Origin of the sequence: Myxococcus sp. CA005 (genome assembly GCF_006518205.1) — a bacterium.
Taxonomy (GTDB): Bacteria; Myxococcota; Myxococcia; order Myxococcales; family Myxococcaceae; genus Myxococcus; species Myxococcus xanthus.
This window is the reverse complement of sequence record NZ_SRLV01000029.1, coordinates 1-12829: the sequence shown is the minus strand read 5'-3', so window position 1 is coordinate 12829 and position 12829 is coordinate 1. Positions and strand designations below refer to the sequence as shown.

The following is a 12829-nucleotide window of genomic DNA, read 5'->3' as shown; positions in this document are numbered from 1 at the left end:
TCATGGAGGTCCTGGGAATACGTTGCCCGGGGCCTCGTTGGGCCGCTCACGTGAATTCCTCCATACTCAGGCGATTCGTGGACGTTCGGGACGAGGAAGTCGGCGCCGTCCGCTGGTCGTTCCTGTATTTCTTCACGCTGATGTGTGGCTATGCCATCCTCCGGCCCATCCGCAACGAGATGGGCACGGCGGGCAGCGTGAAGGGGTTGGACTGGCTCTTCACCGCCACCTTCCTGGTGATGCTCGCGGCGGTGCCTGCCTTTTCCGCCCTGGTGTCGCGTTGGCCCCGGCGGGTGGTGATTCCTCGCATCTACCGCTTCTTCCTGCTCAACCTGCTGGGCTTCTTCGTGCTCTTGAAGCTCGGGGTGGCGCGGGAGACGGTGGCGCGCGTCTTCTATGTCTGGTTGAGCGTCTACAACCTGTTCGTCGTCTCCATCTTCTGGAGCTTCATGGCGGACGTCTTCGCCAGCGGACAGAGCAAGCGGCTCTTCGGCTTCATCGCCGCGGGCGGCACCACGGGCATGCTGGTGGGGCCCTTCCTGGTGGGGCGGCTCGCTGAGCCGGTGGGCCCGGTGAATCTCATCCTCATCTCGGTGGTGTTGCTGGAGGTGAGCGCACAGTGTGTGCGCCGGCTGAGCGGCTGGGCCCAGGACGTCCAGCAGCAGCCCGCGGCGGCGCAGGGCCCGGTGGGCGGCGGCGTGCTCGCGGGGTTGCGGCTCATCGTGACGTCGCCATTCCTGCTGGCGCTGGGGCTCCAGGTGCTGCTCTACGCGGCGACCTCCACGTTCCTCTACTTCCAGGAGGTGCGGCTCGTCGCCGCGCTTGGCAGCGACGCGGCCAGCCGCACCGCCCTCTTCGGTGACATCGACTTCTACGTGCAACTGGCGACGCTGGGGTTGCAGACGCTCGTCACGGGGCGTGTCATCTCCTGGCTGGGGCTGGGGGCGGGGCTCGCCGTGGCGCCGGTGGTGACGGGCCTGGGCTTCCTGGGGATGGCCGCCATGCCGGTGCTGACCGTGCTCATCCTGTTCAAGGCGGTGCGCGGCGCAAGCCACTATGCGCTGGAGCGGCCCTCGCGCGAGGTGCTCTTCACCACCGTGGACCGCGAGGCGCGCTACAAGTCGAAGAGCTTCATCGACACGGTGGTGTACCGCGGCAGCGACACGGTGAGCGCCTGGCTCCAGGGGGGCCTCGCGAAGCTGGGCCTGGGCATGACGGGCCTGTCGCTGGCGGCGGTGCCCCTGGCAGGGCTGTGGCTGGGCGTGTCGCTGTATCTCGCGCGCCACCAGCGGAGGCAGGCGGAGCCGGTGCCGGCCGCCGCGCCCGAGGCGCCGGTGTCCGAAGAAGTCGCGGCCCGCTAGCGGTCATCCACACGCAGTCAGTCCACACACGCAGGAGGAATCCCGCATGACGCTGTCTCGCAGGAGTGTGATTCAGGGAGCGGCCGCGGTCGGCTCGCTCTGGGCCATGGGGTGCGCCACCACGGGCACGTCCGGCACCACCGCGTCTTCCACCCAGGGGCAAGGGGAGCAGTCCTCCGCGCCCGCCGCGCCGCTGCGCATCCTCATCCTGGGCGGCACCGCGTTCCTGGGGCCGGCGCTGGTGGAGTTCGCGCGCTCGCGCGGCCACACCGTCACGCTCTTCAACCGGGGGAAGACGAAGCCGGGCCTCTTCCCGGACGTGGAGAAGCTGACGGGCGACCGCGACCCGAACAAGGGCGAGGGCCTGAAGGCGCTGGAGGGCCGCAAGTGGGACGCGGTGGTGGACACCTCCGGCTACGTGCCGCGCGTCGTGCGCGCCTCCGCGGAGCTGCTGGCCCCTCACGTCCAGCACTACACCTTCGTGTCCTCCATCTCCGTCTACAAGGATTTGTCACGGCAGGGGCTCGACGAGACGGCCACCGTGGCCACGGTGGAGGACGCGACGACGGAAGACGTGGAGGAGCACTACGGCGCGCTGAAGGCGCTGTGCGAGCAGGCCGCCGAGGCCGCCATGCCGGGTCGCGTCTTCAACGTGAGGCCGGGCCTCATTGTCGGGCCGGACGACCCGTCCGACCGCTTCACCTACTGGCCGCTGCGTGTGGCGCGTGGCGGTGAGGTGTTGGCGCCCGGCGACGGCGTGGACCCGCTGCAGTTCATCGACGCGCGGGACCTGGCGGCGTTCATCATCCGCTCCGTGGAGGCCCGCACCACCGGCATCTTCAACGCCACCGGCCCCAGTCAGGACCTGCTGATGCGGGACTTCCTGGAGGCGAACAAGACGACCCTGGGCAGCGACGCGCGCTTCACGTGGGTGGACACCGACTTCCTCACGAAGCACAAGGTGGAGGCGTGGTCGGACATGCCCGCCTGGATGCCGCGCAACGGGAAAGAGGGTGGCATCGGCAAGGTGAGCATCGCCAAGGCGCTGGCGGCGGGCATCACGTTCCGTCCGGCGTCGGAGACGATTCGCGACACGGTGGCCTGGTTCAAGACGCTGCCTCCCGAGCGTCAAGCGAAGCCGCGCTCCGGCCTGTCCGCCGAGCGCGAGAAGGAAGTGCTGGCCGCTTGGCACCAGGAGCGCGGCACCGCCAACGCGGGCTGAGTGGGCCTTCGCGCGCGGGGACGGGCGGATGGGGGCAGGTGAAGCGCCTCCTCGCACTGCCCGTCCTTGCGTCCGGGGATGCGGGTTTGGCAGGAAGGGTGGGGTAGCGCGGCTTGCTGCCTGGGGGAACGACCATCATGACGCCCGACCTGCTGAAGGACGCCGTATCACCCATCCTCCGTGCGCGCGGCACGTCCGTGCTGCTGGCCGCGCTGCTGGCTGCGTGCGGCGGCAAGGACGTGCGGCCGGAGGCGCCGCCCGCGGGTGACTGTGCGCCGCTCCGGCTGGAGCGGGATGTGAATCTGGAAGGCTTCCGCACCGACCGCTTCGAGTGGCGCGACGCGGACTGCAAGCCCCGCTCGGCGTCGCTGGTGCGCAATGACGCCACGGACCCCAAGGGGTGGACGGGCGGCTACCTGCGCCGCTACACCTACGAGGTCGCGGGCGCGACGCGCGTCTGTGATGGCTCGGACGGCATGGTGCCGGGCTGGGGCATCGTCACGAGCCACCTGCGCGTCAGCCCGCCGTGGGGCAACTGGACGGAGGGCATCCGGGGCACGTGGCGCACGCTCTTCGAGGGCCGCCACCACGCGCTGCATGAGTTCCGCTGGCCCATGGAGCTTGGTGGCCACGTCGTCGACGTGACGGTGCATTACCTCTTCGCTACCGGGCGGAGCCATCCGCTCTATGCCATCACCCATGATGCGTCCGGTGCGCCGCCCGACGTCATCAACGCGGACGTGCGCTCGCCCTACGGCGACATCATCTTCGATGGGGATGGCAACGCGGACATCTCCGGCGTGGGCTGGGGAGACCGCTACCGCTTCGTGACGCTCGGTGCCGGGCCGCTGACGCGGGCGAGCGGTTGGGACTACCGCGAGCCCAACGTGGTGCCCTACACCCGCATGTGGATTGCGTCGCCCGACGCGGAGATGGGCGTGGTGCAGACGCAGACGTGGGTGCAGAAGCCCGCGGGCGGCTACTGGCAATACCCGTCCTGGGGGCAGGTGGACGAGGACGGCCCCATGCCCGAGGACTGGAACTGGACCTACCAGCTCAACCAGTACGAGCTGCCCGAGCAGGGGCCCACGCGCTCGCACCGGATGGCGTGGGGGAGCAACTTCGGCGCGGTGGGCTTCCGCGAGTACCCGCGCTACAGCGACGACGCCATGCTGTCCGGCTACCCGTACCAGAGCTACTCCGTCTTCATGGTGCTGGGCACGCACACCTCGGACCCGGTGCTGCGGCTGGCGGCGGACGTGGAGGCCTGGCAGGGCGTGCGGCTGACGGCCACCGAGGGCCGCGTCCTGGACCGGGGCCCCGGTGGGGTGGGGCGGGATGACTCCGTGGCGCGGGATGTGCCCGGCTACAACCCGGTGTACGCCACCTGGGAGGCGGAGGTCGGCGCCAACAACCGCGCCTCGCTGCGCTTCGAGACGAACGGCCGCGCCCTGGTGAATCCCGTGCTGGTGCTGCGCGGTTACACCGCGTCCACACCGCCCACCCGCGTCACCCTGGATGGCCAGGCGCTCTCCGCGGACGTGGACTACTTCGCCTCCGTGGACGACGCCGGCAACGCGCTGTGGCTCACCCTTCACCGGACCGTGACGGGCTCGGCGGCGCTGCTCGTGGAGTGAGTACACGGGCCGGGTGCCCCGCAAAGCAACGAGGGATGCCCCGATGGACTCGGAGCATCCCTCGGATTTCGACCCATCTATCGGGTTCGCCCTCCCCCTCTGGCGAGCGTGACCCCGGGTCCCCCTTCCACAGACGTTGCCGCCCCCGCGGCGCCGTCTTCCTACCCGCCCTTGGTGTGTGTCCGGAGGGCCTTGGACCCCTCCAGCGAAACTGCGTGTGACACCTTCCCCCTACACCGCTTACGGCCCCTTCAGGTGCGCGTGCCCGGTGCCCCCAGCACCGTCACTCGGGGGAGCCGAGGCCCCCCCTTCACCTGTCCTGCTGCGTCCCAGGGCACCGCGGGCCGTGAGAGTGCCCGCAGCCGTGCCTGTGTCTGAGCGCGTCCGAACGTCTGCGGGCGCATGGACGCCACCCGCGTTACGTCCCTCGACTGGATTTGGATGGCTGCCGTCACGGCAGAATTCGCCAGGACCGCCAGCTGTGCCCGCTTCGCCCCCGCGAAGGTGGCCAGCTCCGGAATGACGATGCCCTCCAATGCCCCCCCAGTGGCCTCGAGCCACTCCCCCCGGGAAAAGCGCCTCGGCCGTTGAGCCGTGGCCCTGCTTCCCTTGTCGCCGTGCGACACTGCACCGAGCCTCGTGTTTCCCCCAGATGCCCCCCGGCCCGGTCCATACGCGACGTGCGACATGCGTCTTCCCCCCGTTCGGTCCGCCGAAGTGACTGGCGACAAGGGCATACTGGCTCAGACCCAGGATGGAGTTTTCCGCCTCCGCGCCAATTGCTTGCGTGAGCGCGCCAGCGTGTCTGGCGTGTTTCAGTGGGTGTTGGCGGGGTGGGTTTTCCGCATCTTCTCAGAGACCTGGAAGGTGGCGGGTGGGACGTGGGGCGAGCAGGCACCACGGGTAGGGCGAGGCGGGACTCGGAGATGTCAGCCTGACACGATAGGGGAGTGGCTCACACTGCGTCTCCAGGCTCCCTCCCTGGTGGGTGGTGTGGTGGGCGGGAGGGGACAGGGCACATGAGGTGGGAAGAGATGGGCGAGACGCCCCGGGAGGACAGGCGCGGAGGCAGGGACGGCGGTGCGAAGGCGTCCTCCGGTCGCTCCTCCCTGCTGGCCGTGCTGGCGGAGAAGCCCTCGGTGGCGCGCGACATCGCGCGGGTGCTGGGGGCGAACGAGCGCGGTGAGGGCTGGCTGCGCGGCAATGGCTACGTGGTGACGTGGGCCATCGGGCACCTGGTGGGCCTGGCGCAGCCCCATGAGATTCGCGCGGACTGGAAGAAGTGGAGCCGCGCGCTGCTGCCCATGCTCCCGGCGGACTGGCCGCTGGTCGTCTCCAAGGAGACGCGCAGCCAGTTCGAGGTGGTGAAGCAGGTGCTCAACGCGCCGGAGGTGTCCTCGGTGGTGTGCGCAACGGACGCGGGGCGCGAGGGCGAGCTTATCTTCCGGTACATCTACGACGCGGCGAAGTGCCGCAAGCCGGTACAGCGGCTGTGGGTGTCGTCGCTGACGGAGCGGGCCATCCAGGACGGCTTCCGCCGGCTCGCGGACGGCCGTGAATACGAAGCGCTGGCCGCCGCGGCCATGGGGCGCAGCCGGGCGGACTGGCTGGTGGGGATGAACCTGTCGCGCCTGTACACGCTGGCGCACGGGGGCCATGGAGAGATGCTGAGCGTGGGCCGGGTGCAGACGCCCACGCTGGCCATGGTGGTGGAGCGCGAGTTGGCCATCCGCGACTTCGTGCCGCGTGACTACCTGGAGCTCGTGGCCACCTTCGCGCCCAGGGCGAAGGGGGTTCCGCCGGACGCGCTGTACAAGGGCACGTGGTTCCGCTCGGGGCCGGATGGCAAGCCCGTGGCGCCCCCGGGCTTCGAGGGCGTGCGCGAGGCGCGGCGGCTGGATGCGAACGGCGTGGAGGCGCAGGCCATCATCGACCGGGTGCGCGCCGGGCGGGCCATCATCGAATCGCTGGAGTCGGAGGAGAAGAGGATGGCGCCTCCGCTCCTCTACGACTTGACGGAGTTGCAGCGGCACGCCAACCGGCTCCATGGCTTCAGCGCGCAGCGCACGCTGGAGGTGGCGCAGGCGCTCTACGAGAAGCACAAGCTGTTGAGCTATCCGCGCACCGCCAGCCGGCACCTGTCACGCACCGTGGCGGACACGCTGCCGGAGGTGGTGAACGCCATTCGCGGGCCCTACGAGGAGGACCTGGCCGTCGGTACGGGGGCTCGGGCGCTGGGCAAGCGCTATGTGGATGACGCGAAGGTGACGGACCACCACGCCATCATCCCCACGCCCACGGCGCCGGGCGGGGTGCGGCTGTCTCCGGACGAGCAGCGCGTCTATGACCTGGTGTGCCGGCGTCTGCTCCAGGCGTGGCACGAGGACCACGTCTGGCGGGTCACCACGGTCATCACCGCGGTGACGTCGGCAGGGGCGCCGCCCGTGGTGGACCGCTTCCAGAGCACGGGCACCCAGGTGGAGCAGGTGGGCTGGAAGGTGCTGGACATTGGCGGCGGACAGAAGGCGCCGCGGCTGAAGTCGGAGGGGCGCAAGGGCGAGGACGCGGAGCGGGAGCCGGAGGACGAGCCCCAGACGCTGCCGTCGGGGTTGGCGCGCGCGCAGCCGCAGTCCGTGGAGGACGTGGAGGCGGTGAAGAAGCGCACGCGTCCGCCTCCCCGCTTCACGGATGCGACGCTGCTGACGGCCATGGAGTCGGCGGGGCGGGCGTTGGATGAGAAGGAGCTCGCGGACGCGATGCGCGAGACGGGCCTGGGGACTCCCGCCACCCGCGCGGCCATCATCGAGGTGCTGCTGGACCGCGAGTACCTGCGCCGCCGGGGCAAGGTGATGGAGGCCACGGAGAAGGGCATCCATCTCATCCAGGTGGTGCACCCGGATGTGAAGACGCCGGCCATGACGGGCCAGTGGGAGGCGTGGCTCCAGCGCATCGAGCGCGGCGAAGGCCAGCTCGATGAGTTCATCCGTGGCATCGAGGCGTATGTCATCGAGGTGGTGGGCCATGGCGCCACCGCGCCGCAACGGCCTCCGCGCAACGAGGTGTTGGGGGCTCCACCTGGAGCAGGTTGGGGGCAGGGCGGCGCGGCGCAGGTGGCGAGCGAGGGCGCGGCCGCGGCGCACGGCGCTGGCGCGGGAGCGCGTGGCCCTGGCGGGCAGGGGGCGTTCGCGGAGTCCTCTGCTGAGCGTTTCGGGGATGCTTCGGCGGGGGGGGCGGGGCGTGGCCGGCAGGGGGCGTTCACGGAGGCTTCTGCCGAGCGCTTCGCGGATGCCGCGCCGGGTGTGCAGGGACAGGGACGCCCGGGCGCGCTCTCGGAGGCTTCGGAGCCGCTCTTCGGGACGCGGCGGAGCAGGACCTCGGGCTCCGTGGGTCGCTCGGAGCCTCATGGCGAGCCGCTGTCCTCCACCATGTCACCGGGCGGAGGCGCGGCCTCGCGTCTTCCTCGGGCGGACGGCACAGGCTGGAACGCCGGGGCCTGGGAGAACACGGGCGCTGCTCGCGCTCCAGTGAACCGTGCGAGGACCCCGGCGTCAGCCGCGTCCACCGGGCAGCGGCCGGAGCGCGTGCGGCGCGCACCGACGGCGCCCGAGGCGCTGCGTCCGCTGCTGAAGGAGGCGTTCGGCTTCTCGGACTTCCGGCCGTATCAGGAGGCCGTGTGCCGCGCGGCCACGGCGGGAGAGGACCTGCTGCTCGTGATGCCCACGGGCGCGGGCAAGTCGCTCTGCTATCAGTTGCCGGGTCTGGCGCGCGCAGGCACCACGCTGGTGGTGAGTCCGCTCATCGCGCTGATGGAGGACCAGGTGGCGCGGCTCCAGTCGCTCGGCTTCGCGGCGGACCGCATCCACTCCGGAAGAGACCGGGCCATGTCGCGGCAGGTGTGCGCGGACTACCTGGAGGACCGGCTCGACTTCCTGTTCATCGCGCCCGAGCGGCTCGGCGTTCCGGGCTTCGTGGAGTTCCTGGCGCGCCGCACGCCCGCGCTCATCGCGGTGGACGAGGCCCACTGCATCTCCCAGTGGGGACACGACTTCCGCCCGGACTATCGACTCCTGGGCGCGCGTTTGCCCCTGCTGCGCCCCGCGCCCGTGGTGGCGCTCACCGCCACCGCCACGCCGGACGTGCAGCGGGACATCGTTCAGCAGCTCGGCCTGCAAGGCCCCGGGGGCAAGGCGCGCACCTTCATTCACGGCTTCCGCCGCACCAACATCGCCATCGAGGTGCGGGAGCTGAACCCCGGCGCGCGCGGCGACGCCATCCAGGGATTGCTCGAGGACGAGGAGAACCGGCCCGCGATTGTCTACGCGGCCACGCGCAAGCACGCCGAGCAGCTCGCGGACCAGCTCGCGGGCGAGTTCCCCGCGGCCGCCTATCACGCGGGGCTCCAGCCTTCGGAGCGAGATCGGGTGCAGGCCGAGTTCCTCCGGGGCTCGCTGGAGGTCATCGTGGCCACCACGGCGTTCGGCATGGGCATCGACAAGGCGGACGTGCGCACCGTCATCCACGCGGCGCTCCCCGCCAGCCTGGAGGGCTACTACCAGGAGCTGGGCCGCGCGGGCCGCGATGGGAAGCCGTCGCGCGCGGTGCTGCTGCATTCGTACATCGACCGGCGCACGCACGAGTTCTTCCACCGGCGCGACTACCCGGAGGCGTACGTGCTGGAGCGGCTGTTCAAGTCCACGGCGCCGCAGCTCGAGCCCAAGGCCGTGCTCCAGGGCCGCGTGCGAGGAGACCCCGAGGTCTTCGACAAGGCACTGGAGCAGCTCTGGATTCACGGCGGCGTCGTCATGACGCCTGACGAGACGGTGATGCGCGGGAAGCCGGGCTGGTCCGCGTCGTACTCGGCCCAGCGCGATCGCAAACTGCTGCACCTGGAGCAGATGGGGCGCTACGCGGAGGCCCATGGCTGCCGCATGAAGCAGCTCGTGGGGCACTTCGGTGACACCCAGGATTCGGGTGAGCCGTGCGGCCTGTGTGATGTCTGCGCGCCGGAGGACTGCGCCACGCTGCGCTTCGCCGAGCCGACCTCCGCGGAGCGGCACTGGCTGGAGCGCATCCTGGAGTCGCTCCAGGAGCGGGACGGACAGGCCACCGGAAGGCTCCACCGCGAGTTGTTTGGAGAGTCCCTGCCACGGCGCGACTTCGAGCGACTGGTGGGCGGACTGGTTCGCGCCGGGCTGACGCGCTTGGAGGTGGACTCGTTCGACAAGGACGGGCAGGTCATTTCGTTCCAGCGTCTCGCCCTGACGGACGAGGGCCGGCGCACGCGCGCGGTGGACCCCCAGCGAGTGGTCCTGCCGTTGCCCCTGGAGAAGGCCGCGAAGCGCAAGCGGGGCAAGGGCGCGGAGAAGGGCACCGCGAAGCGGGCCACGGCCAAGAAACGCACGGTCCGCGCCAAGGCCGGGGCCGCGACGCGGCGCACGGCATCCGAATCCGATGAGGAAGACTCGCCGACGCACTGGCGCGCGAACGCTCCCTCGAAGAGCACCGCCGGGGCGCCACGTGCGTCCCGGAGCACGGGGGCTCCGAGTGGCTCCGCGTCAGGCCGCCGCGCCGCGGCCGAGCCTTCTCCGAAGATGGTGGAGGCCTTGAAGGCCTGGCGGCTCGCGGAGGCGCGCAAGCGGCGGGTGCCTGCCTTCCGCATCCTCACGGACCGGGTGCTGGAGGCCATCGCGTCGGCCTGTCCGGAGAATGGCTCGGAGTTGATGGCCATCCACGGGGTGGGGCCCTCCCTCACGGAGCGCTACGGCGCGCAGATTCTTTCCCTCGTGGCGCGCAGGAGCTGAGCCCGGACGCCTCGCGGAAGGAGGCGTCCTTCCCACGAAGGGAAGGGCGCTTCCCTCCGCGCGCCACGGCGATTCCAGCGCAAGTCCGGGTGCGGGGCGCAAGGGGCCGCGTCTCCACGCCCGCAGGAACGGGCAGCGTGCGTCCAGGCAACGAATCATCTTCACCGTGCTGCCGGGCAGTGCAGGCGGCGTCCGCCCATCGTCACGTTGGACCGGCCAAACCAGCGGACTTGTGCGCGGACGCAGGGCGAAGGGGGGCACGCGATGGAACTGGGCTTCGAGACGATTGGAAACGCCACGCTCATCTGCCACGACCACGGTCCGGTGTTGGTGACCGACCCGTGGACGGACGGCAGCGCATACTTCGGGAGTTGGACGCTGTCGCATGAGATTCCGGCGGCGCAGCGCGAGGCCATCCAGGCTTGTGCCTACGTGTGGCTGTCTCATGGCCACCCGGACCACCTGAGCATGGAATCGCTGGGCGCGCTGCGCTCGTGCACGCTGCTGGTGCCCAACCACTTCGGCCACCGCATGCGCGATGACTTGCGCGGGCAGGGCTTCAAGGTGCACGTGCTGGCGGACCGGGTGTGGACGCAGTTGTCACCGCGCATCCGCGTCATGTGCTTGCCGGACGTGAACCAGGACGCCGTCCTGCTGGTGGACATGGACGGGCGGCTGCTGGTCAACCTCAATGACGCGGGGGACCGCGGGGCCGGCCACTTCGTGCGCAAGGTGGTCAGCGGGTATCAGGAGTCGTATCTCCTGGCCCTGTCCGGGTACGGCGACGCGGACATGATCAACTTCTTCACCGAGGACGGGCAGCGCATCGCGCCCCATGCCGCGGCGAAGACGCCCGTGGGCCGGACCATTGCCCGGCAGGCGGAGTTTTACGGGGTGCGCTACTTCATCCCCTTCAGCTCCATGCACAAGTACCAGCGGGCCGACAGCGTCTGGGCTTCCGAGTACACCACCCGGCTGGAGGACTACGGCCGGGGCTTCGAGTCGCGCACCTGTTCGCTGCTGCCCGCGTTCATCCGCCACGACTTCATTCGCGGTCAGACGGAGCGAATCCAGCCCCGGGAGCGCGTCCTGCGCCCGGTGGACCCCAAGGCCTTCGGTGACGACTGGAGCGATTCACTGGACACGGATGAGGTGACGGCGCTCACGACCTACTTCCTCGGCGTGGAGCACCTGGGGCGCACGCTCGACTTCCTGCGCTTCCGCGTGGGAGGCCGGGAGCACGTCATCGAATTCCAGAAGCGCCGCTTCCGCCGGGGCATCACCTTCGAGGTGCCACGTGGCTCGTTGATGTCGGCCGTGCGCTACCAGGTCTTCGACGACCTGCTCATCGGCAACTTCATGAAGACGACGCTGCACGGCGACTTCGGCGCGGGGCGGCTCTACCCGGACTTCAGTCCCTATGTGGCCAAGTACGCGGACAACGGGCAGGCGCGCACGCGCAACGAGCTGCGGACCTATTTCGCGGACTACCGCAAGCGCGACCCGCTGGGCTTCCTGCGTGCCAAGGTGGAGACGCATTGTGTGCGGCCCCTGCAGACGCAGTCCGCGGAGCTGCTGCGCATGCTGCTGCCCCAGGACTCGCGGGGCTACCGTGCCGCCAAGGAGACCTTCTGGCGGGTCCGGCGCGCTCTGCTCTAGAGGTACGGCGACAGCAGCCGCGCCAGCCCATCCCGCAGGCGGATGGGCAGGGCGCGCGCGTCCACCTGCTCCAACGTGAGGGGCCGCGCGTTGCGCAGCCGCGCGGCCACCACGCCCTCCAACTGCATGGCCAGCGCGGTGTCGTAGCACTCCACGTTGAACTCGAAGTTGAGCCGCAGCGAGCGCGGGTCCCAGTTGGCCGAGCCGATGAGCGACCACACGCCGTCCACCACCATCAGCTTCGTGTGGTCGAAGGGCGGGGCGGTGAGGAAGATGCGGCAGCCCGGCCGCAGCACCTGCCACAACTGCGCCCAGGCGGCCCACTGCACCAGCGGAAGATTGCCCTTCTCGGGAAGGAGGATGTCCACCTGGACGCCGCGCAGCGCCGCCACGCTCAGCGCGGTGATGAGCGCCGTGTCCGGGAGGAAGTAGGGCGTGACGATGCGCACCGACGTTCGCGCCGTGGCCAGGGCCCCCAGCAGCACCGTGCGCAGCGTCTCGAAGTCCTCGTCCGGGCCGTCCGCGATGCCTCGCGCGAGCACGGTGCCCACTTCGGTGAGCGGCGGGAACCAGGCCTCGCCTGTCAGCCGCTCGCGCGTGGTGAAGGCCCAGTCCTCCGCGAAGGTCTCCTGGAGCTGTCCCACCAGCGGTCCTTCGACGCGGAAGTGCAGGTCCACGGCGGCATGTTCGCCGGGCCAGAAGGCCTTGCGGATGTTCATGCCTCCCGTGAAGCCCACGCGCCCGTCCACCACCATCAGCTTGCGGTGGTTGCGCAGGTTGGCGAAGGGCAGCCGGTAGGGCATCAGCGACGGCAGGAAGCGCGCGGCGCGGACGCCGGCTCGCCGCAGCCGGCCCAGGATGGGCGGCCACGTGTAGCGCGAGCCCACCGCGTCCACCAGCACCCGCACCTCCACGCCCCGCTTCACCGCTGCACTCAGCGCCTCCACGAAGCGCCGGCCCGCCATGTCATTGTCGAAGATGTAGCTGCACAGCGACAGCGTCGTGCGCGCCGCGTCAATCGCCTCCAGCATTGCGGGGTAGGCGTCCCGGCGGGACTCCAGCACGGTGAAGCGGTTGCCCGGCAGCAGCGGCCGTCCCACCACCGCGTCCCCCAGCCGCACCAGGGGTGCCAGGGGGGCGGCCTCGGGG

Annotated in this window: 7 protein-coding genes; 5 read left to right on the top strand and 2 right to left on the bottom strand. The window is 70.5% G+C overall.

Translation table 11 applies throughout. The features are described from left to right. Nucleotides 1–2 precede the first annotated feature (2 nt). The 3 genes from FMQ63_RS15120 (at nucleotide 3) to FMQ63_RS15110 (ending at nucleotide 4220) form a co-directional block, all read left to right on the top strand. Nucleotides 3–1361, top strand: coding sequence for an NTP/NDP exchange transporter (locus FMQ63_RS15120; RefSeq protein WP_011550664.1), 1359 nt, complete (start codon nucleotides 3–5; stop codon nucleotides 1359–1361). 46 nt (nucleotides 1362–1407) lie between these two features. Continuing rightward, complete coding sequence (locus tag FMQ63_RS15115) at nucleotides 1408–2583, top strand: NAD-dependent epimerase/dehydratase family protein (protein WP_011550665.1); 1176 nt, start codon at nucleotides 1408–1410, stop codon at nucleotides 2581–2583. A gap of 137 nt (nucleotides 2584–2720) precedes the next feature. Continuing rightward, nucleotides 2721–4220 (top strand): hypothetical protein, encoded by a 1500-nt coding sequence (locus tag FMQ63_RS15110; protein WP_171452323.1) that lies wholly within the window; start codon nucleotides 2721–2723, stop codon nucleotides 4218–4220. 251 nt (nucleotides 4221–4471) lie between these two features. Here FMQ63_RS15110 and FMQ63_RS15105 read toward each other — a convergent pair whose 3' ends face one another. Then, a complete protein-coding gene (locus tag FMQ63_RS15105) occupies nucleotides 4472–4756 on the bottom strand; it encodes a hypothetical protein (RefSeq protein WP_020478295.1) in 285 nt (94 codons plus the stop codon). A gap of 483 nt (nucleotides 4757–5239) precedes the next feature. On the opposite strand from FMQ63_RS15105, the gene FMQ63_RS15100 reads away from it, so the two are divergent. Both FMQ63_RS15100 and FMQ63_RS15095 read left to right on the top strand, forming a co-directional pair. Continuing rightward, on the top strand, nucleotides 5240–10021 hold the full coding sequence (locus FMQ63_RS15100) for a DNA topoisomerase 3 (RefSeq protein ID WP_225909715.1): 4782 nt from the start codon (nucleotides 5240–5242) through the stop codon (nucleotides 10019–10021). Nucleotides 10022–10285: 264 nt separating this feature from the next. Continuing rightward, the gene (locus FMQ63_RS15095) at nucleotides 10286–11680 is read left to right on the top strand and encodes an MBL fold metallo-hydrolase (protein ID WP_026114076.1); all 1395 of its coding nucleotides are present in this window, start codon (nucleotides 10286–10288) and stop codon (nucleotides 11678–11680) included. On the opposite strand, the gene FMQ63_RS15090 is transcribed toward FMQ63_RS15095, so the two are convergent. After that, nucleotides 11677–12829, bottom strand: a 1153-nt coding sequence (locus FMQ63_RS15090; protein ID WP_141276643.1) for a phosphatidylserine/phosphatidylglycerophosphate/cardiolipin synthase family protein, incomplete at its 5' end; no start/stop codon positions are given. The two genes, FMQ63_RS15095 and FMQ63_RS15090, sit on opposite strands and share 4 nt — an antisense overlap.

Coding starts and splice junctions, on each gene's coding strand:
- FMQ63_RS15120 (WP_011550664.1), top strand. CDS start 3: ATGGAGGTCCTGGGAATACGTTGCCCGGGGCCTCGTTGGGCCGCTCAC.
- FMQ63_RS15115 (WP_011550665.1), top strand. CDS start 1,408: ATGACGCTGTCTCGCAGGAGTGTGATTCAGGGAGCGGCCGCGGTCGGC.
- FMQ63_RS15110 (WP_171452323.1), top strand. CDS start 2,721: ATGACGCCCGACCTGCTGAAGGACGCCGTATCACCCATCCTCCGTGCG.
- FMQ63_RS15100 (WP_225909715.1), top strand. CDS start 5,240: ATGAGGTGGGAAGAGATGGGCGAGACGCCCCGGGAGGACAGGCGCGGA.
- FMQ63_RS15095 (WP_026114076.1), top strand. CDS start 10,286: ATGGAACTGGGCTTCGAGACGATTGGAAACGCCACGCTCATCTGCCAC.